Here is a 19,501-nt window from a genome sequence, read left to right as displayed (position 1 = left end):
GCGCCCGGCAGCACGAAGATGCCGGCGCCGATCATCGTCCCGACGCCGATGGTCAGCGCGGCCAGCGGCCCGAGGTCCTTCGCGAGCTCCTGGTCACTCATCGGCGTCCTCCGCGGGGAGCACGACGACCGGGAGCTCCGCGCGCCGGCGCAAGTGGGAGAACCGCTACGTCGAGGAGGTCGTCGGGGACCTCGACGACGACCACCTGCTGCTCGCCAACTGAATGAACCTCGAGGACGCCGTCGACGCCGAGGGAGTCGTCTGTGCGGTCGGTGCGGGCGGGAAGAAGTCCCTGTTGTACGCGCTCGCCGAGCGGATCGACCGCGCGGCCGTAACCGCGACGGTCCGCATCCCCATCTTCGACGAGCACGTCGCCCGAGTCGTCGTCACCGACGACCCGGCCGCGGCCGTCCGGGAGGCGGCGGAGTGGCCGGTCGGGGTCGTCCCGGAGCGCGAGCGCGAGGACCGCTACCGCGGCTACGACGCCGACCGAATCGCGAGTATCGCGGACGCCGGCGCTGACGCCGTGCTCGTCAAAGCCGACGGCGCGCGCACCCGCCGCCTGAAAGCGCCCGGCGAGCACGAGCCGCAGATTCCGGACTGCGCGGACGTCGTCGTACCGATTGCGAGCGTCCGCGCGGTCGGCGAGCCGCTCTCGGCGGCCGTCGCCCACCGCCCCGAGCGCGTCGCCGAACTCGCGGACGTCGCGGTCGGCGACGAGATTCGCCCCGAGGACGTCGCCACCGTGCTCGCCCACCCGGAGGGCGGCCTCCGCGACGTTCCCGAGGGCGCGACCGCGATTCCGCTCGTGAACATGGCCGACGACGGCGCGCTCGTCCAGACCGCCACCGAAATCGCGGAGGGCGTCCACGACCGCGCGGACGTCCCGCGGGTCGTCGTCACGTCGCTGAAAGCCGACGAGCCGGTGAAGACGGTCGTCTAGGCGAACCGGTCGGCCGCGTCTTCGACCGCCTCCCGCGTGTTGAGGTTCTCGAAGGACTCGAGGTCGCCAGCCGCCGCTATCGCTTCCTCGGGGACGGCGACCCAGTCCAGCGATTCGAGCGGCGCGAGAATCTTCCGGTCGCCGCGGTCGAGGGCGGCCGCGCAGGCGTCGGCCATCGCGTCCGCGCGGTAGACGGCCTGTGTCGTCTGGAACCACCCCTCGTCCATCTCGGGGACGGCGGCGTCGCGGCCGGCGGCGCGGTCGAACAGGAGGTCGACGACGGCCGGGTCGACGAACGGCATGTCGCAGGCGACGACGAGCGCGTACTCGCCGCTCGCCTCGCTGAGGCCCGCGGCGATACCCGCCATCGGCCCCTCGTCGGGTTCGGGGTCCTCGGCGACCCGGACGGGGTTCGGGTAGCCGTCGAGGGCGTCGCGGTGGGCGCGGCGCTGGTCGTCCCGGCAGTTCACCACGAGTTCGTCGGTGACGTCGACGAGGCGGTCGGCGACCCGGCGCAGCATCGGCGTCCCGCCGAGGTCGGCCAGCGCCTTGTCGCCGTCGCCGTAGCGGGTCGAGCGGCCGCCCGCGAGCACGACTGCTGAGCGCACGAGGGCACGTCGGCGCGCCAGTCGCTTGAACGCTCCGGAGCGGCAACGCTTAACCACGCGCGACCGTTGAATCCGGGCATGGTCGGGGACCACGTGTTGCGCGTGCGGCTCGGCGAGGGCACCGTCTCGCGAGAGGCGGTGCCGGCCGAGTGGCGCGAGCGCTACGTCGGCGGGAAGGGGCTCGCCGCGCGCTACCTGCTCGCGGACACCGAGGCTGGCGTCGACCCGCTCGGCCCCGGGAACCTGCTGGCGTTCGCGGTCGGGCCGCTGACCGGCCGGGCGCCCGGCGAGCCCCGGTTCGCGGTCGTGACGAAGTCCCCGCTCACGGACGCCTTCCTTGACTCGTACGCCGGCGGCGACTTCGCCGCGCGGCTCGCGGGCAGCCTCGAGGACTGCCTGCTCGTCCTCGTCGAGGGCGAGCGCGAGGACCCGGGCGTACTCGTCGTCGAGGACGGCAGCGCCCGCATCGAAGATGCGCCCGAGCTCGCGGGCATGGACGCCACCGAGACCGCCGCCGAGTACCCGGACGCGGCGGTGGCGTGCGTCGGCCCGGCGGGCGAGCACGGCGTGCGGTTCGCGACGGTGGCGACCGACGGCGGCGACCACCACGCGGGCCGCGGCGGCGCCGGCACCGTGATGGGCGCGAAGGGACTGAAGGCCGTCGTCGCGCGGGGCGACCCGCCGGAGACGCCGCCGGAACTCGAAGACGCGGCCACGGAGTTCGCGGACGCGGAGGTCGGGCGCTGGCAGGCCGCCAGCGAGACTCTCGAGTCCGTTGACTTCGCGGACGAAGTGGGCGCGCTCCCGACCCGGGGCTGGCAGTCCGGGACGTTCGAGGGCGCGGACGGCGTCGGCATCGAGGCCGTCCGCGAGGCGAGCGTCGGCCGCGAGCGCCCCGACGACGCCGTGCCGGGCGGCTTCCGCGTGCCCGACGGCGACGGCGAGACGGTGCCGCGGGGCGCGGCGTCCATCACGCTGGGCGCGGGCCTCGGCATCGACGACTTCGACGCCGTCGCCGAACTCGGCGGGCTCTGCGACCGCCTCGGCGTGGACGTCATCAGCGCCGGGAGCGCGGTGGCGTTCGCGGCGCGGGCGAGCGAGCGCGGCGCCCTCACGAGGACGTCGACTCGGCGACCCCGAGGGCGCGCGCCGGCTCATCCGCGAGGTCGCCACCCGGGAGACCGACCTCGGCGACGCGCTGGCGGACGGCGTCGTCGCGGCCGCCGACCGGCTCGGCTTCGACCAGCTGATTCCGGCGGTGAAGGCGATGGAGCTGCCGACGTACGACCCGCGGGCGGCGCCCGCGATGGCGCTGGCGTACGCGACCAGCGACCGCGGCGCGTGCCACCGGCGCGCCCGCCCCAATCGAGGAGGCCGCCGTGACCGCCGAGGCGTGGAGCGACGAGGACCGCGTGCGGGCGGTCGTCAGCGAGCAGGACGCCCGGAGCGCGCGGTGGTGTCTGGTCGCCGACGACTTCGCCGGCGAGGCCGCCCCCGAGCAGGGCGCGCGCTGGCTGCAGGCGGTCGGCGTGGACGCGACGCCGGAGACGCTGGCGGACCTCGGCGAGCGCGTCTGGAACCTCACGCGGCTGTTCAACGTCCGCGAGGGCCACGACCGGAGCGACGACGAGCTTCCGGAGGCGATGACCGTCCCGCTGCCCGACGGCCCCGCGGAGGGCGCGGCCGTCGACCGGGAGCGCTTCGACGCGATGCTGGACGCGTACTACGACGCCCGCGGCTGGGACGACGAGGGCGTCCCGACCGACGCGACCCTCGACCGACTCGACCTGACGGAGGCTACACAGTGACAGAACGAATCGACTTAGACGACGTGGAGGTGGAGACCGAGGAAGACGAGGGCAACGACGGCGACTGGCTGTGGCGGAACGACGACGCCGCCGACATCGACGGCGACGTCGGCGCGGGGTCCGCGGCCGACAGCGCGGGCGGCGGGACAGCCACGGAGCCCAGCGGGGACGACGAGCCGGCGGGGGACTCGCAGGGCGACCGCATCCCCCACGTCCCCTACGAGTCCTCGGACAGCCCGGCCGGCATCCCGAAGGAGCGCGGCGGCGCGGGCGGCGGCGCGGGGCCCGCGGAGGACCGCGCGGAAGCACCGGAAGCGAGCGGCCCGCACGGCGGCGGCGTCGACGACATGGCGACGGCGTACACGTACGAGGCGGTCCAGCGGCTCGCGGACCCGCGGGTCGCGCTCGCGGAGACGAACGAGTGGTCGGACTGGATCGGCCTCGTGGGGGACGTGCCGGCCCACGCCATCAACTCGTTCCTCCGCGAGCACGAGCTCGACATCGACTTCTTCAACGGCTCCGGCGACGGGCCCGCCGAGCGGCTCGCGGCCATCGGCGAGCACTCGATGTTCTACAGCGAGCGGATGGTCGTCGTCGGCACCGACGGCGAGGAGTGGATGGCCGAGGAGGCCGGCTGGGAGTTCGTGAACCTCGACGACGCCGCGGAGAGCGCGGGCTGGGAACTCGAGGACTGACCGCGGCGCTCCGCGGGGGAATGATTTTTGACGCGAGAGCCCGTCCACCCGGACATGAGTCTCAGAGACGGCATCGACCAGACCGGGTGGCTCCCCGTCGGCGTCCTGCTCGTCCTGCTGTGGGCGGTCGTCACCGCCATCGACGTGGCGAACCTCACGCACGCGTACTCGGGCGTCACCGGCCCGTACGTCGGGCAGACGTTCGTCGGCGGCGCGCTCGGGCTGCTCGTCCTGCTCGGGTTCGGCGCGGGCCTCGTCTACGTGTACGGCGAGACGGGCGAGCGCGAACCCACTCCGGAGTCGTTCCCGCCGCGATGATGTACGAGTGCGCGCAGTGCGAGAACATGACCCGGATGCCGGGCTGCGAGTCGAACGCGACGACCCGCGAGTGCCCGGTCTGCGAGGAAGTGACGACGTGGGAGGTCGCCTTCGAGGGCGAGGGGTTGAGCTTCTGATGGCGCTGCAGTTCGACGCCAGCGACCGCCTCGTCGCGGCCGCCGACGAGTGGGCGGACAAGCGCATGACCGACCGCGAGGACGCCCTCGAGACGAAAGTCAAGCAGGCGCTCCTGGAGGTCGAGCACCTCGTCTCCGGCGTGCAGGACGTCGAGTTCGACGTCGACGGGCGGACGGTCACCTACGAGCCGACCGACGACCTCGCGGCGTTCCTCGACCAGCAGGCCGAGCGCGCGGGCGTCGAGCCGGCGACGGTGCTGGCGATGCACGCGGACCTGTTCGCGACGGTGTTCCTCGACAACTACGACCAGGAGGAGCGCCCGCCGAACGCGCCGCCGACCGAGTAGCGACCACAACGTTTTCTACGCGGCCCGCCGTACGCGATAGCATGGCACACAAGGAGTCCGGCTGGAAACCGACGAGCGACGCGATGCAGTACAAGGGCGAGGACGTCACGGACCACGCCGTCGCTCCGGGCGAGATCAACGACGGCGCGAAGGAGCCGGACGACGACGAGTAGTTCTCAGGCGACGAGGTCCCGTTCGAACTCGACGAACCCGCGGAGCACGTGGACCGCTGCGAGGTAGAACGGTTCGTCCGTGTGTTCGACGACGTCCTCTAGGTACGCGTCCAGCCACGTCGAGAGGTGTTCGTCGATGAACACGCGCTCGAAGCCCACCGCTTCCTCCTCGCCGGCCTCCTGCCGGCGCAGGAGGTTCCGGAGGAAGAGGAGTTCGACGCCGAGGTAGTCGGCCTCCTCGCTGACCGACTCCGGGACCTTCCAGCCGGCCGCGCCGTAGCTGGCGTCGACGTCCGCCAGCCCCGAGGAGAGGAAGTCGGTGTCCTCGCGGTAGTACGTCTCGTGGGGCTGGACGGGCGGCCGCGGGCCGACGAACAGCCGCGTGAACTCCTTGGCGAGCTCGTCGGTCACGTCGGCGGGGTCGCGGCCCTCGTTCTCGTCGACGAACTCGTGGAGGTAGTCGAAGCCGCGGTCGAGGTCGTCGTTGACGGAGTCGGCGGGCGTGTCGAGGCCGCCGTCGAGGAGCCGCTCGACGAACGCCTCGTCGGGGGTGTCGTGGAGTGCGTCGACGAGGTAGTCGACGAGTTCGAGTCGCGCGTCGTAGAGTGCCTGCTGGTCCAAGCTCATGGTTATCTGTCGTAGACGAGTTTCGCGCGGCAGTCGCCGCAGTACTCGAAGACGTCGCCGTCGGCGTCGGGCGCGATGCCCGAGACGACGTCGCCGACCTCCTCGCTGATCTTCCGGGCGGACGCCTCGCTGGTGAACGGCTTCCCGCAGCGCCGGCACTCGCGCATCTCGCCGTCGGCGACGGCCGTCCACGCGTCGCCGTCGTTGTGCTCGGGGAGGAGGTCGACCTCGAGGCCGCCCTCGACGGTGATGGCGTCCTCCATGCAGCCCTCCTCGCAGAGCCCGCAGTTCACGCAGCGCTCGTGGTTGAACTCGAGGCCGGCCTCCTCGCGGCGGAGCGCGTCCGTCGGGCAGAGGTTCGAGCACGTCGGCGTGAACGTGCAGTCGTCGCTGACCTCGACGCGGCCGAACGACTCCAGCCCGCGAATCACGTCCCGCGCGTCGACGTGCGGGAGGATGGCGCGCACGCTCTCCAGCGCCCAGTCGTGGGTGTTGAACTCGGGGTTCGCGGCGGTCGGGTCCGCGACGCCCTCGGCGTCGTGGCCGGTCGGCACGGGCGAGGGGTCGAGGCCGAACTCGACGAACCGGCCGACGTCCTCGACGAACGCCTCCGGCTCGCCGGGCTCGGGCGCGAAGAACGCGGTCCGGTGGCCGAGCCCGAGGTCGTTGGTCGCGCGGTTCAGCCGCTTCACGAGGTCGGCCTTCGGGTCGGGGCCGGAGTGGAGGCAGTCGCCGCCGCAGCCGACGATGGCGACGCCGTCCGCGCCCGCGGCGAGCGCGTGGAGGACGTGGGCCTCGCCGACGGTGTCCGCGCAGGGCACCTCGACGGGGAGCAGCGGCGGGTACTCGATGCCGTCCTGCTGGCGGGCGCGGCGGCCGTACTCGTCGAGCGCGCGGCTCGCGCGCTCGTCGCAGACGAACGCCACGACGCCGGTCTCGATGCCGTCGTCGCCGGAGAGCAGCCCGGCGTCGTCGCGTTCGACGAGCAGCGACTCGACCTCGCGGGCGATGCGCTCGTTCGACGGCTCGCGGGCGCGGACTGCGCCCGTCGGGCAGGCGCTCGTACACGCGCCGCAGCCCTCGCAGGCGACCTCGTCGAACTCCACGCTGTCGATGCTGGGCCGGGAGACCGCGCCGTGCGGGCAGGCGTCCGAACAGACGGTACAGCCCTGCTGGCTGGACGCGCCCGCGGCGCAGACGTCCATGTCGACGTCGAGGAACTGGGGCTTCTCGATGCCGCCGAGCAGGTCCTGCACGGCGGCGACGGTCGCGGCGTCGACGGGGCCGGTGTAGAAGCCCATGCGGCCGCCGCGGGTGTCGCGGGCGGCGTCCGGGTAGACGACCTGGTCGGCTTCGACGGTGCGCTCCTCGGGGTGGATGGCGTCCGTGGGACAGCAGTCCACCCAGTCGCCGTCCGGCGCGCCCGGCAGCACGTCGACGGGCTTGCTCGTGACGTACTCGTCGGGCCCCTGCTCGACGCACTCCATGCAGTCGATACAGTCCTCGGTGACGCCGGCCTGCACCTGCAGTTCGAACTCGCCGTAGACGCCGTCGACGTCCGTGACGCGGCCCCGGGCGATGGTGACGTCCCGGAGGTCGTAGTCGGCGTCGGCGAAGTCCTCGCCGTCCGCGAGCAGCGTGACGTCCGCCGAGTCCGAGAGCGCTTCCGCGGCCTCGGGGTCGCCGACGACCACCACGTCGTCGCCGGCCTCCCGGGAGACCGACCGCGGCGGCGCCTCCTCGCGGAGGCCGGCGTACGCGGCGTTGATTTTGCGCGCCACGAGGTCCGTGGCGTCGGCCTCGTCGTGGACCCACGCCGCCCGCTCGCGGTGGTCGACGAACGAGATCGCGTCCGGGTGGAGCCCGGCGTCGTCGAGCACCGTCCGGTACCGTCGCTTGCAACTGTCGCTTGCCGCCGTGACTATCAGGTGGTCGAGGTCGTACTCCTCGACGACGTGTCGGACCTTCGGGAGTCCCTCCGAGCAGAGGAGCGACCCGCTCGCGACGACGTCGACGTCGCGGACGCCCTCGCGGACCCCCTCGAGGTCGAGGTCTACCGCGCCACCGCAGCCACAGACGAACGCCCCGACATTCATTCACTCCCCGTTACGTGCGACAACCGAAAGAGGTTGCGGCTGGTCGGCGCGAAGAACCGGCAGAACCGGCCACATTCGTGGGTCTCGGAGGTCAGAATGCCGGAACGAGGCAGGAACACTAAAGTGGCTGCTCTCCCATAATCGTGTTACACGGTGACAGGCTCTAACCCATGAGTACACAACCGGTCTCTCTGGACCTAGACCGCCGCTCGTTCATGAAGGCGAGCGCGCTCGCAGGGGGCATCGCGCTCGGCGGCGGGATAACCGGCCAGACGCTCGCTCAGGACGGCGAAAGCGGCGGCGCCGACGTCTCCGGCGAGGACTCCACGCTCACGAAGACCATCTGTAACTTCTGTGCGGTCGGGTGTGGGTTCCGCGGGGAACGCGAAGGCGACGCTTTCGTCGGGCAGGAGCCCTGGGAGGAGAACCCGATCAACAACGGGTCGCTCTGCTCGAAGGGGGCTGCCATCTACGGCAGCGAACACTCCGAGCGACGTCTGAAACATCCGATGCGGAAGGAAGACGGCGAGTGGAAGAAGATCACGTGGGACGAGGCGTACTCCCACATCACGGAGGAGCTCGAGCGCATCTGGGAGGAGTACGGCCGCGACTCCCTGATGTTCCTCGGGAGCGCCCACCACTGCAACGAGGAGGCGTACGCGTCCCGCAAGCTCGCCTCCTTCATGGGCACGAACAACATCGACCACCAGGCCCGCATCTGCCACTCCACGACCGTCACCGGCCTCGCGAACACGTGGGGCTACGGTGCGATGACGAACACGGTCAACGACTACCGGAACTTCGACCTCAACATCATCATCGGGCAGAACCCCGCGGAAGCCCACCCCATCGCGATGCAGCACATCCTCGAGGGGCAGGCCCGCGGCGGCACGGTGGTCTCCGTCGACCCCCGGTACACGAAGACGTCCGCTCACGCGGACGACTTCTACCGGCTGCGGCCCGGGACGGACGTCGCCCTGATGATGGGGCTGATCCGGTACCTCCGCGAGCAGGGCGAGCTCGACGACGAGATGCTCGAGGACCGCGTGCAGGGGTGGCCGGACGTCGACGGCGAGCTCGACGACTACGACCCCGAGACCGTCGAGGAGATCACGTGGATCAGCGCCGAGCGCGTGCGCGAGCTCGGCGACCTCATCATCGAGAACAAACCCAACGTCCAGATCGAGTGGGCGATGGGCGGCACCCAGCACAACAACGGCACGCAGAACATCCGGTCGTACGCCCTGACGAGCCTCGCCTCCGGGAGCGCCGCCCGCTCGGGCGGCGGCCTGCAGGTGATGCGCGGGCACGCGAACGTGCAGGGGGCGACCGACCTCGGCGTCGCCAGCCACATCCTCCCCGGCTACTACGCGGTGTCCAGCCGCGGGTCCTGGGAGTACTGGGCGGACGTCTGGGACCAGACGCCGGTGACCTCGGGGAGCGTCAGCTACGACGATCTCTACCAGAAGTTCGAGACGATGCCGCCCGAGCTGTACGAGCGGCAGGGCGGCGACGCGGGCGCGTCCGCGGAGGACCGCTCGCTGATGTTCCAGAACGGGCTGACGGTCGCCCGCTGGTTCGAGGGCGTCCTCGACCAGGACGACCGGCTGCTGGACTCGTCGCTGTACCAGGCGAACCCCGTGAAGGCGGCGTTCTTCTGGGGGCACTCCTCGAACTCCATCTCGGAGATGCCGCGGATGCGGCAGGCGATGGAGGCCCTGGACCTGCTGGTGGTCGTGGACCTGTTCCCGTCGCTGGCGTCCGTGCTGCCGGACCGCGACGACGGCGTCATCCTGCTGCCGGCGGCCAGCCAGTACGAGCACTGGCGCTCGGTCACGAACTCCCACCGCGCGGTGCAGTGGAGCGAGCCCGTGCGGCCGCCGAGCCACGAGGCGAAGCCGGACCTGCAGATCATGCAGGAGCTGGCCGACCGCCTCGGCTTCGGCGAGCACTTCGACTGGGGGTCGGGGCCCGAGCTGTTTAATGGGAAGTCGACCTACGAGGAGGTGCTCCGGGAGATCAACCTCGGCGTCCGCACCATCGGCTACCAGCAGAGCCCCGAGCGGCTCCAGCAACACCGGGAGTACGACTACGCGTTCTCCGAGGAGGACACGAAGTGCCACGACTCGGAGCTCCCGGTCAGCGGCGAGTACTGGAGTCTCCCGTGGCCGTGCTGGGGTGACGGCCACCCCGGCACGCCGATCCTGTGGACCGACGACGTCGACCCCCGCGAGGGCGGCCAGGACTTCCGCTCGCGGTGGGGGACGCAGGCGCCGACGCCCGAGGAGTGGGCGGCGATGGACACGGACAAGGAGTACCCGCTCCAGGAGACCTACGACCAGGGCGGCGAGGAGGCCCTGAACATGCTCCGGGCGTCGTTCTCGCCGGACTGGTACGCCGGCGAGATCGAGGGCGTCCCGGAGTACCCGGGCTTCGCGACGGCGTTCCCCGAGGACCTCGACAACCCCTCGGCGCTGTCGCTGCCGTTCGAGTACGCGCTCCGCGAGGACCGCTCGGCGTACGACACGGCGGTGGCGCTGAACGAGCGCGAGGAGTTCGACTTCGACCTCGACTTCTGGGAGCAGTTCGACAACCCCCAGCCGGACCCGCCGACGGGCCGCGGTCGCGCCCGCGCGGTGGCGTGGAACTTCCTCGACACGACGCCGGTCCACCGGGAGCCCATCGAGAGCCCCGAGCCGGAGCTCACCGAGGAGTGGCCGGCGAACGGCCAGCAGCACAACATCTACCGGCTGGACCAGAACAACGCCGAGGTCCAGAGCCAGGCGATGGAGCGCATCGCCGGCACGGACGGCGGCATCGACACCATCATGACGACCGGCCGGCAGGTCGAACACCAGGGCGGCGGCTCGGAGACGCGGTCGAACATCTTCACCGCGGACCTCCAGCCGCACATGTACGCCGAGATCCACCCGGACATGGCCGAGGAGCTCGGCGTGGACGGCGGCGAGCTCGTGGTCGTCGAGACGACGAACCGCGGCTCGGTGCTGGTGAAGGCCCGCGTGACGAACCGGCCGAACGCCGAGGAGACGTTCCTCCCGTACCACTGGGGCGGCATCTTCCAGGGGGAGGACCTCCTCGACGAGTACCCCGACGGGATGGCGCCGTACGCCATCGGGGACAGCGCGAACGCCATCACGTCGCCCGGCTACGACGTGGAGACCCAGATGCAGGAGACGAAGGCCGCGATGGTCCGCGTCCGGAAGGCGACGCAGGAGGTGGTCGACGAACTGAACATGGACGTCGACCTCTCGGAGTTCTCGTTCCCACAGGACGAGGCCGACATCGGTCGACAGAAAGACTTCGACGTCCGGGAGAACAAGCCCGTTCAGTAACAAATGTCATCGAACCAACAATCACAACGCGAGGTCTTGAGCCAGGGGGTCATGAGCACCGGCGACGGTGCCCGCATCTTCCCCGACGTCGAGGCCTGTATCGACTGCGGAGGCTGTGTCGTCGCGTGCAAGCGCACGTGGGACATCGGCCCGGAGGCACAGCGCATCAGCATCTCCACGATGTTCGAGGGCGAGGAAGCCGACGAGGGCTACAACGCCAACAGCTCGCAGGCCCTCGACGACGGCGCGTTCCCCGGCGAGACCGCCATCCCGATGCAGTGTTACCACTGCGAGAACGCGCCGTGCGTGTCGGTGTGTCCGACCGACGCCCTCCAGAAGAACGACGACGACTTCGTGCAGGTCAGCGAGGACCTCTGCGTCGGCTGCCAGTACTGCCTGTCGGCGTGTCCGTTCGGCGCCCCGCAGTTCCCCGACGAGGACGACGGCGGGAACGCGGTCGTCGGCACCGGCGGCATCATGGACAAGTGTACGATGTGCGAGGAGCGCCAGGACGTCGGGAAGGGCCCGGCGTGCGCCGAGGAGTGCGCGACTGACGCCATCCTCGTCGGCAGCCGGGCCAGATCGCGGACGAGCTCGACAAGCGCGACCGCGACCCGTTCTTCAACGACGAGGCCATGGAGGTCATCTTCGGCGAGGACGCGGAGGTGTTCGACTGATGGCTCGCCGCGACGACGCACGCGGCATGTCGGAGGCGCTCGCCGTCGCGGTCAGCGCCGTCGTCGGTATCGTCGTCGCAGTCGCCTCCGTCTGGTACGTCAACAGCGCGTACGGCACGAGCTTCGAGAACCTCTACCGGGTGAACCCGACCGTCGAGGGCGGCGGCGTCGGCGCCGACTACGTCGCCGGCAACACCGACCCGCTGCTGGACGCGCTCATCGTCGTCATCCACGCGGTCGACGTGCTGATGGGCGTGTTCATCCTCGCGCTCGTGTTCGTCCACTGGGGCGCGTTCCGCCGCCTCGGCGCGCGGATGCGCGACCACGACGAGCCCGCGGAGGTCGCCACCGACGGCGGCCGGGACGCCGACAACGGAGGTGAGAGCGCGTGACGAACATGGACCACGGGAAGTTCACGCGGGTCACCACGTACTTCCACTCGCTCCTGGCGCTGGACGTCTTCCTGTTGTTCTTCACGGGCTACTCCGTGATGTTCAACGACGAACTCTGGTGGATGGTGGAGTTCATGGGCGGCAACGCGGGCGTGCTCGCGCTCCACCGCATCGCCGGCTTCGCGCTCATCGTGCTCACCGTCTTCTGGGTGACGCTGATGCTCGTCGGGCCGGGCCGCCGGAAGAACTTCAAGGCGGTGCTGCCGACGCCGACGGACGCCAAGGCGTTCATCCAGGACGTGCAGTTCGTGCTCGGGCGCGCCGACGAGCGCCACCCGAACGCCCGCCAGTTCGCGGGCTACTCCAGCGACGAGGTCCCGCTGCTGTCGTACGTCGGGAAGGGCGTCGTCTGGATCTTCACCGTCGAGCTCGTGTTGCTGATGATCTCCGGCCTGCTCATCTGGTCGAAGACCGGCGCGGCCCAGCTCTTCCAGACGAAGGCCGCCGCGACCGCGTTCGTCACCTTCCACGGCCTGCTCGGGGTCGTGATGGTGATGGGGATCATGTTCCACATCTTCGAGCACGGGTTCCATCCCGCGTTCTACCCCGTGGAGATGAAGGCGTTCGTGCCGAAGTCGGTGATGCCCCACGAGGAACACGACGACCACGAGGGCACCGGCATCGAGCTGCTCTCGCTGCGGCCCACGTGGAAGTGGGCGGTGAACCTCGCGGGCGCCGCGGTGGTCATCGGCATCGTGAGCGTGCTCGTCGGGAGCATCTTCGACTCCGGCTACCCGATACCCGCCGGGCTGACGCCGGGCGGCGGGCCGACGAGCGTCCTGCTCACCATCGGCATCAACATCGGGATGTTCGTGCTACTGCTCGGCGTCGTGCTGTCGACGTACGGCAACGTCCTGCGCGCTCGCTACGAGCAGCAGGTCGCCGGCGAGCAGGACTCCGAGCCCGAGACGGCCGCCGACGGCGGCCAGCCGCGCGACGACGACTGACGCTCCCGCGCACTCGTTTTTCGCCCGTCAGCCGGTTCGTTTAAGGCGCTCGTCGTGTTATCCGCTATCATGGCTGGAGTACTCGACCTCGTGTACGTCGCGCTCGCACTGGTGGTCGCCGTCGGCGGCGTGTTCACCGTCTGGTGGGTCGGCCGCGACCTCGACGACGGCGTCGACGCGACGTCTGACCTGCTGCGCGCGGTCGCCGTCTCGGCGTTCCTCGTGCTGCTGGCGTGGCCGCTGGTCAGCTGAATCGCGCGGAAGAACGACGCAGTTCTCGCGGTCTCAGGCGGTGAGTAGCTCCGCGGACGCCTCCGAGAGCTCCACGGTGACGTCCTGTCGGGTCTGCTGGCTGATCTGGTCGATGTTCCGCGTGAGCACGTCGAGGATGTCCTCGGGCTCGGGGTAGACGAGCATGTTGCCGTCGTCGTCCTCCATCACGAGCTGGGTGTCCGCGAGGTTCACCTGGTCGTGTTCGAGGTGCGCGACGATGGCGGGCAGCTCCTCGGCGCCGCCCGGGTCGCCCTCCTCGACCATCGTGACGTAGAGTGCATCCAGTCCGATGAGGTCCTTGTACTCGCGGACGCGGCGGGCGATCTCGACCATGTCGTTCGTGACGTCGGTCTTCTCTGGGTTGCCGTGTTCGCCCTCGTAGCAGTGTTTGCACACCCGCAGTTCGATACGCATACCACAGCGAAGGGCCGACGGCCGCTTGAACCTTCGGCTGTGCGGGCGATTTTCCGTCTCTCGGGCGACGCAAGATTAACCACCCGTCCCGCCGAACGGTCGGGTATGCCCGCCGAAACGCTCGCGAACTACCTCCGCGAGCTCGACGCCGGCTCCCTGCTCGCTGCCGTCCACTACGAGGGCGACGACTACGAGACGGTCGTCCGCTCGGAGGGGCTCGAGGAAGCGTACACCGACGACGAGTTCGAGGAGATGGCCAAGCACTTCGTGCTGAAGGGGTTCGACGACCCGCTCGAACAGCCCGAGTTCCCCCGGTTCGGCCACCTCGACGCGACCGTCCGGTGGTTCCACGAGGTCGTCGTCGTCCAGGTCCCCCTCGACGACTGGTCGGGCGTCATCGTCGCGTTCGACCGGGACTCCATCGCGGACACGGGGACGCTCGTCGACGGCCTGCTGGAGTACGTCGAGGAGACCTTCGAGGACCACGGCGACCCCGAGGACGACCCGGACGAGTTCGCCGACGAGTTCAGCTAGTAGGAGACCCACTCGGTCGGCGAGTCACCGAGGCCGACCACGCGCAGTTCGCGGCCGTCGTCCTCGCTGCGCGTCTGAATCATCCCGTCGTACAGCGGCGCGAGCATGTCGAAGCTCTCGCGGTTGCTCGTGTCCAGGACGCCCAGCCCCAGCCAGTCGAGCCGTTCGACGTGGCCGACGAAGACGTGGAGGAAGCGGTAGACCCGGCGGACGTCCGCGTACATCAGCATCGTCGAGATGGTGGAGATGTCGAGGCGGACGCAGTCGCACTCGCGTTCGAGCCGCTGGAAGATGCCGCCCAGCCGGATGCCCATGTCGGTGACGTCCCCGGGCGAGGAGACGTACTTCACGAAGTCCTGGTCGCGCACGGACTCGCCGCGCTGGCGGGTCACGCAGTCGACGATGCCGGCGCGGCCGCGCTTCACCTGGTCCCAGAGGTGCGGCGCGCGCTGGCGGATGGTCTTCGTGCTGTCGTGCGCGCCGACGACGATGCCGCCGTCGCCGTGCTCGCAGCCGTGGTCGACCAGCGAGAGCGCGAGTTCGCGTTTCCCCGTCAGCGGCGGCCCCCCGACGAGGAGGTTCGCCCCCTCGGGGAGCTCCTCGACGGGAAGGAACTCAGCGGCGTCGTAGCCCATTACGTGGACGTGGGCGCCGCTCCGTCATAGTGCTTGTTCCCGGAGCGTCACCCGGAGTTTCACAACGTCGCCTACTCCCGCTCCGCGCGGAGTTCTTCGACGAGCCCGCGGGCGGCCTCGCGGACGGCTTCGTCGCTGGACTGGCCGGGCTCCCAGCCGAGCGCGGCGAGCTTCTCGATGGAGAGGCGCATCTTCGGGACGTCCCCGGTCCACCCGCGGTCGCCGCCCGTGTACTCGTAGTCGGGGTCGACGCCGAGCTCGTCCGCGACGATGTCCGCGATGCGGTTGACGGAGGTAGTGGTGCGCGTGCCGAGGTTGTAGACGTTGAAGTCCTGGTCGGCGTGTTCGACGACGTGAGTCATCGCGTCCACGCACTCCTCGACGTGCATGTAGGACTTCTCCTGCCGGCCGTCGCCGAGAATCTCCAGCGTCTCGGGGTCGTCGAGGAGCTTCTCGATGAAGTCCGGGACGACGTTGCCGCGCTGGCGCGGGCCGACGATGTTCGCGAACCGGTACACCCACGACTGGACGCCGTAGGAGTGGGCGTACGTCGAAATCAGGCCCTCGTCGGCGAGCTTGCTCGACCCGTACACGGAGATGGGCTCCAGCGGCGCGTAGTCCTCCGGCGTCGGCATCGGCGCCTCGCCGTACACCGTCGAGGACGAGGTGAACGCGAGCTTGTCGACACCGACCTCGCGCATGCGCTCGAGGACGTTGTACGTCATCTCCGTGTTCTCCTCGAACAGCTGGCGGGGCTCGCCGTAGTTCGTGTCCGTGTACGCCGCGAAGTGGAAGACGACGTCGACGTCCCCGGTGATTACCTCGGCCACGTCCTCGGGGTCGCGCACGTCCGCCTCCGCGAACTCCACGCCGTCCGGGACGCGGTCCCGGGTGCCCTTCGAGAGGTTGTCCACCGCGAGCACGTCGTTGTCGGCGGCGAGCTCCGCGGCGAGGTGCGAGCCGACCAGCCCGGCCGCGCCCGTCACGACGACGCGCTTGCCTGAGAGGTCCATACCCGACGAGACCGGACCGTCGGCCAAGAGCGTTCCGATGGGCGAGACGCCGGCAACGAGCGCGCCCGCGGAGAGACTTTTGAACCTGTGGCACTTCCACTGAGACATGGATTCTCCCTTCGACGTGCTCGGGGTCGACGAGGACGCCAGTGAGGGGGAGATCGAGAGCGCGTACCGCGAGCGCGTCAAGGAAGCCCACCCCGACCAGGGCGGGTCCGCCGCGGAGTTCCAGCTGGTGCGGGCGGCCTACGAGAAGGTCACCAGCGAGGACGCCGACGACGGCTCCGACATCGCGACGGAGGCGGGCTTCGGGAGCGAGCCGTCGTCGGACTACCGCGTCGACCCCGACCGGGACTTCCGGCCGTGGGAGGAGTCCCGCGTCGAGTACCTGAACTACGCCGTCCTCGACGACTACGGCTGGTCGCTGGACGACGAGGACCTCTTCGAGCGCGCGGCCGACGCCGGCCTCGACCCCGTGAACCACGGCGAGTTCGACGTCCAGCCCGGCGAGTCGCTGCTGGACGCCGCCGAGGACCGCGGGTTCGCGTGGCCGTACGCCTGCCGCGGCGGCGCGTGCGCGAACTGCGCGGTCGTCGTCGTCGACGGCGACCTCTCCCAGCCCGCCGACCACATCCTCTCCCCGGAGCTCGTCGACCGGAACATCCGGCTGTCCTGCAACGGCATCCCCGCGACCGAGGAGCTCCAGGTGGTGTACAACGTCAAACACCTCCCCGAGCTCGAGGACCTCCGGCTGCCGCCGTACCCCTTCGAGCTCGCGCACGCCGACGACTGACGCGGCGAGTCGAAACGCGTACCCCCGCGGGGCGACTCCCCGCGAGTATGCACGGACACCCCGAGGTCGCGGTGCTCCGGTACGGCCACCGGCCGGGCCGGGACGACCGCATGACCACCCACGTCGGCCTGACGGCGCGCGCGCTCGGCGCGGACCGCGTCGTCCTGCCGGACAACGCGACGCAGTCCGCGGAGACCGTCCGGGACATCACCGGGCGGTTCGGCGGCCCCTTCGAGGTCGGCCTCACCGACGAACTGGACGCCACCATCGACCGCTGGGAGGGCGCCATCGTCCACCTCACGATGTACGGCGAGCGCCTGCAGGACGTCGAGGCCGACGTCCGCGAGACCCACGCCGAGGCGCCGCTGCTCGTCGTCGTCGGCGGCGAGAAGGTGCCCGGAGACGTCTACGAGGCGGCGGACTGGAACCTCGCCGTGACGAACCAGCCCCACTCCGAGGTCGCGGGGCTGGCGGTGTTCCTCGACCACCTCTTCGACGGCGCGGAACTCGACCAGGCGTACGAGGACGCCGAGCAGCGCGTGGTGCCCCAGGAGCTCGGGAAGCGCGTCGAGGACGTCGACGAGGAGTGAGCGGGCGCGTCGTCCCCCAATACTGCCAGTAGGGGAAGCCTTCTGTGACCGGTGGACCCCCGTTCGAGTATGAGCGTCAGCGACAGGATTTCGAGAGTCGCACAGGTCGCGAGCAAGTACTTCGTCGTCTGGGTCGTCGCCGCGGCGGGGCTCGCGCTCGTCGAACCCGACCCGTTCGTCCCGGTGCTGAACTACGTCAACCCGCTGCTCGGCATCATCATGCTCGGGATGGGGCTGACCCTCCAGCCCGCGGACTTCAAGCGCCTCGTCGAGCGCCCCGTCGACGTCGGCATCGGCGCGGTCACGCAGTGGCTCGTGATGCCGCTGGCCGCGTACGGGCTCTACCTCCTCTTCGACCTGCCGGACGCCATCGGCGTCGGCCTCATCCTCGTCGGCGCCGCGCCCGGCGGCACGGCGTCGAACGTGATGTCGTATCTCGGCCGCGGCGACGTGGCGCTGTCGGTCGCCATCACGACGGTGACGACGCTCGCCGCGCCCATCGTGATGCCCGCGTGGACGCTGTTCATCCTCGGGGAGAGCATCGACGTGACGTTCGCGGAGATGTTCACGAGCATCGTCCAGATCGTCATCATCCCGGTCGTGCTCGGGTTCGGCATCCGGTACGTCCTCGACCGCTACTCGCCGAAGGCGCCGAAGTCGGCGTCGACGTCTTCCCCGTCATCAGCGTCGCCGCCATCGTCGCCATCGTCGCCGGCGTCGTCGGCGCGAACGTCGACAACATCCTCACCGCGGGCGCGCTCGTGCTCGCGGCGGTCGTCCTCCACAACGGCATCGGCCTCGGCGCGGGCTACGGCGTCGGCCGCCTCTTCGGGATGTCCGAGGACCGCGTGCGGACGACGGCCTTCGAGGTCGGCCTCCAGAACAGCGGGCTAGCGGTGGCGCTCGCGGCGTCGCTGTTCGAGCCCGCGGCGGCGCTAATTCCCGCGCTGTTCAGCGTCTGGCACAACGTCACCGGCCCCGCGCTCGCGAGCTACTTCACGTGGCGCGACGACCAGCGCGCGGGCGCCGCCAGCCCGACCGCGGACTGACCGCGCGCCCGTCAGACGGGGGAGTGACAAGACTTAATGCCGGCGCGGACCGCTTTTTGACGTAATGGCTTTTGAGGAGCTACTCGACGACCCCGTGGTTCAGAAGTACCTCCACGAGCTGGTCGGGCCGAAGGGGATGCCGGTCGCGGTGTCCCCGCCGGACGGCGAGGTGACCGACGAGGAGCTCGCCGAGCGGCTGGGGCTCGAACTGAACGACGTGCGCCGCGCGCTGTTCATCCTCTACGAGAACGACCTCGCGACGTACCGCCGCGTCCGCGACGAGGACTCGGGGTGGCTCACCTACCTCTGGACGTTCGAGTACGACAACGTCCCGGAGAACCTCCGCGAGGAGATGGACCGCCTGCTCGAGGCGCTCGTCGAGCGCCGCGAGTACGAGCTGAACAACGAGTTCTACCTCTGCGAGGTGTGCTCGATTCGCTTCGAGTTCGGCGAGGCGATGGACCTCGGCTTCGAGTGCCCCGAGTGCGGGTCGCCAGTCGAAGCGATGGAGAACACCGACCTCGTGGAGGCGATGGACGACCGCATCGAGAACCTCCGCTCGGAGCTCGGCGTGAGGGCCTGATGGTCGTCCTCGCAACCAAGCTCTACGTGGAGGGCGACGCCCGCGAGCGCGCGCTGGACAGCCTCCGGTCGCAGGTAGACAACGACGTCGGCGACCTCGACGTGGAGTACGACGTGGGCGTGCGCCACGACGACTTCCCGACGGTCACCCTCGAGGGGCCGGACGAGGTGGCCGCGCGGAACGTCCTCGCGGAGACGTGGGGCGAAATCACGGACGGCTTCGAGGCCGGCGAGACGTACGTCGGGACGCTGGAGTCCTGGGACGACGACGGGTTCGTGCTCGACGCCGGCGAGGACGTCGTCGTGCCCGCCGACGAGCTCGGCCTCGGCCCGGGGACGCCCGCCCAGATTCGGGAGCGCTTCGGGCTCGTCCAGCACGTGCCGCTCCGGTTCACGTACGGCGAGACGCCCGCGCTCGCCGACGAGGAGCGCGACCG

21 protein-coding genes and 3 pseudogenes are annotated in these 19,501 nt (G+C 70.4%); 18 read left to right on the top strand and 6 right to left on the bottom strand.

Annotated features, from left to right (window positions below; genetic code table 11):
* Window positions 1-223 precede the first annotated feature (223 nt).
* A complete protein-coding gene (gene yqeC / locus GJ634_RS07910) occupies window positions 224-943 on the top strand; it encodes a selenium cofactor biosynthesis protein YqeC (RefSeq protein WP_157501908.1) in 720 nt (239 codons plus the stop codon).
* Here yqeC and GJ634_RS07905 read toward each other — a convergent pair.
* Window positions 940-1,551 (bottom strand): molybdenum cofactor guanylyltransferase, encoded by a 612-nt coding sequence (locus GJ634_RS07905; RefSeq protein ID WP_331714056.1) that lies wholly within the window; start codon window positions 1,549-1,551, stop codon window positions 940-942. The genes yqeC and GJ634_RS07905 overlap by 4 nt on opposite strands.
* 78 nt (window positions 1,552-1,629) lie before the next feature.
* Here GJ634_RS07905 and GJ634_RS07900 point away from each other — a divergent pair.
* From GJ634_RS07900 to GJ634_RS16435, 6 genes and pseudogenes are all read left to right on the top strand, one after another.
* Window positions 1,630-3,359: pseudogene (locus GJ634_RS07900) on the top strand (aldehyde ferredoxin oxidoreductase family protein).
* On the top strand, window positions 3,356-4,054 hold the full coding sequence (locus GJ634_RS07895; protein WP_331714055.1) for a hypothetical protein: 699 nt from the start codon (window positions 3,356-3,358) through the stop codon (window positions 4,052-4,054). Before GJ634_RS07900 ends, GJ634_RS07895 begins: the two are co-directional and overlap by 4 nt.
* A gap of 54 nt (window positions 4,055-4,108) precedes the next feature.
* The gene (locus GJ634_RS07890; protein ID WP_157501906.1) at window positions 4,109-4,372 is read left to right on the top strand and encodes a hypothetical protein; all 264 of its coding nucleotides are present in this window, start codon (window positions 4,109-4,111) and stop codon (window positions 4,370-4,372) included.
* Window positions 4,369-4,509 (top strand): hypothetical protein, encoded by a 141-nt coding sequence (locus GJ634_RS07885; RefSeq protein WP_157501904.1) that lies wholly within the window; start codon window positions 4,369-4,371, stop codon window positions 4,507-4,509. The genes GJ634_RS07890 and GJ634_RS07885 overlap by 4 nt, the downstream gene beginning before the upstream one ends.
* On the top strand, window positions 4,509-4,856 hold the full coding sequence (locus GJ634_RS07880) for a hypothetical protein (RefSeq protein WP_157501902.1): 348 nt from the start codon (window positions 4,509-4,511) through the stop codon (window positions 4,854-4,856). The genes GJ634_RS07885 and GJ634_RS07880 overlap by 1 nt, the downstream gene beginning before the upstream one ends.
* 41 nt (window positions 4,857-4,897) lie before the next feature.
* On the top strand, window positions 4,898-5,029 hold the full coding sequence (locus tag GJ634_RS16435) for a hypothetical protein (RefSeq protein ID WP_269449523.1): 132 nt from the start codon (window positions 4,898-4,900) through the stop codon (window positions 5,027-5,029).
* A gap of 3 nt (window positions 5,030-5,032) precedes the next feature.
* On the opposite strand, the gene GJ634_RS07875 is transcribed toward GJ634_RS16435, so the two are convergent.
* A complete protein-coding gene (locus GJ634_RS07875) occupies window positions 5,033-5,656 on the bottom strand; it encodes a molecular chaperone (protein ID WP_157501900.1) in 624 nt (207 codons plus the stop codon).
* Window positions 5,657-5,658: 2 nt separating this feature from the next.
* Entirely contained in the window at window positions 5,659-7,752 is a 2,094-nt protein-coding gene (locus tag GJ634_RS07870; RefSeq protein WP_157501898.1) for a hydrogenase iron-sulfur subunit, read from the bottom strand.
* A 170-nt stretch (window positions 7,753-7,922) separates the two neighbouring features.
* Between GJ634_RS07870 and GJ634_RS07865 the strand changes: the two genes are divergently transcribed.
* The 5 genes and pseudogenes from GJ634_RS07865 to GJ634_RS07845 all read left to right on the top strand — a co-directional run bounded on the left by GJ634_RS07865 (window position 7,923) and on the right by GJ634_RS07845 (window position 13,433).
* A complete protein-coding gene (locus tag GJ634_RS07865) occupies window positions 7,923-11,105 on the top strand; it encodes a molybdopterin oxidoreductase family protein (protein WP_157501896.1) in 3,183 nt (1,060 codons plus the stop codon).
* Between the two features lie 3 nt (window positions 11,106-11,108).
* Window positions 11,109-11,782 (top strand): annotated as a pseudogene (locus GJ634_RS07860) (4Fe-4S dicluster domain-containing protein).
* Window positions 11,782-12,174 carry a hypothetical protein gene (locus GJ634_RS07855; protein ID WP_157501894.1) on the top strand — a complete coding sequence of 131 codons (393 nt, stop codon included), beginning with the start codon at window positions 11,782-11,784 and terminating at the stop codon, window positions 12,172-12,174. Before GJ634_RS07860 ends, GJ634_RS07855 begins: the two are co-directional and overlap by 1 nt.
* Window positions 12,171-13,181 carry a cytochrome b/b6 domain-containing protein gene (locus GJ634_RS07850; protein ID WP_331714054.1) on the top strand — a complete coding sequence of 337 codons (1,011 nt, stop codon included), beginning with the start codon at window positions 12,171-12,173 and terminating at the stop codon, window positions 13,179-13,181. Before GJ634_RS07855 ends, GJ634_RS07850 begins: the two co-directional genes overlap by 4 nt.
* A 69-nt stretch (window positions 13,182-13,250) precedes the next feature.
* Window positions 13,251-13,433 carry a hypothetical protein gene (locus GJ634_RS07845; protein ID WP_157501892.1) on the top strand — a complete coding sequence of 61 codons (183 nt, stop codon included), beginning with the start codon at window positions 13,251-13,253 and terminating at the stop codon, window positions 13,431-13,433.
* Window positions 13,434-13,466: 33 nt separating this feature from the next.
* Here GJ634_RS07845 and GJ634_RS07840 read toward each other — a convergent pair whose 3' ends face one another.
* Complete coding sequence (locus GJ634_RS07840; protein WP_157501890.1) at window positions 13,467-13,868, bottom strand: hypothetical protein; 402 nt, start codon at window positions 13,866-13,868, stop codon at window positions 13,467-13,469.
* Window positions 13,869-13,973: 105 nt separating this feature from the next.
* Between GJ634_RS07840 and GJ634_RS07835 the strand changes: the two genes are divergently transcribed.
* Entirely contained in the window at window positions 13,974-14,402 is a 429-nt protein-coding gene (locus tag GJ634_RS07835) for a hypothetical protein (protein ID WP_157501888.1), read from the top strand.
* Here the strand turns inward: GJ634_RS07835 and GJ634_RS07830 are convergent.
* On the bottom strand, window positions 14,399-15,037 hold the full coding sequence (locus tag GJ634_RS07830; protein WP_157501886.1) for a recombinase RecA: 639 nt from the start codon (window positions 15,035-15,037) through the stop codon (window positions 14,399-14,401). The genes GJ634_RS07835 and GJ634_RS07830 overlap by 4 nt on opposite strands.
* Window positions 15,038-15,108: 71 nt before the next feature.
* On the bottom strand, window positions 15,109-16,050 hold the full coding sequence (locus tag GJ634_RS07825; protein ID WP_157501884.1) for an NAD-dependent epimerase/dehydratase family protein: 942 nt from the start codon (window positions 16,048-16,050) through the stop codon (window positions 15,109-15,111).
* 106 nt (window positions 16,051-16,156) lie between these two features.
* Here GJ634_RS07825 and fer point away from each other — a divergent pair, with 106 nt between their 5' ends.
* From fer to GJ634_RS07800, 5 genes and pseudogenes are all read left to right on the top strand, one after another.
* On the top strand, window positions 16,157-16,843 hold the full coding sequence (gene fer / locus GJ634_RS07820) for a ferredoxin Fer (protein ID WP_157501882.1): 687 nt from the start codon (window positions 16,157-16,159) through the stop codon (window positions 16,841-16,843).
* 47 nt (window positions 16,844-16,890) lie between these two features.
* Window positions 16,891-17,433, top strand: coding sequence for a tRNA (cytidine(56)-2'-O)-methyltransferase (locus GJ634_RS07815; RefSeq protein ID WP_157501881.1), 543 nt, complete (start codon window positions 16,891-16,893; stop codon window positions 17,431-17,433).
* 69 nt (window positions 17,434-17,502) lie between these two features.
* Window positions 17,503-18,482 (top strand): annotated as a pseudogene (locus GJ634_RS07810) (bile acid:sodium symporter family protein).
* 64 nt (window positions 18,483-18,546) lie between these two features.
* Entirely contained in the window at window positions 18,547-19,065 is a 519-nt protein-coding gene (gene tfe, locus GJ634_RS07805; protein WP_157501880.1) for a transcription factor E, read from the top strand.
* Window positions 19,065-19,501, top strand: a 437-nt coding sequence (locus tag GJ634_RS07800) for a DUF2110 family protein (protein WP_157501879.1), incomplete at its 3' end; no start/stop codon positions are given. The genes tfe and GJ634_RS07800, both read left to right, overlap by 1 nt.

Source organism: Halobacterium sp. CBA1126 (genome assembly GCF_009741975.1).
In the GTDB taxonomy this organism is placed as follows: domain Archaea; phylum Halobacteriota; class Halobacteria; order Halobacteriales; family Halobacteriaceae; genus Halobacterium.
Note: the sequence above shows the minus strand (reverse complement) of the source record. Positions and strands in the feature narration are given on the sequence as shown.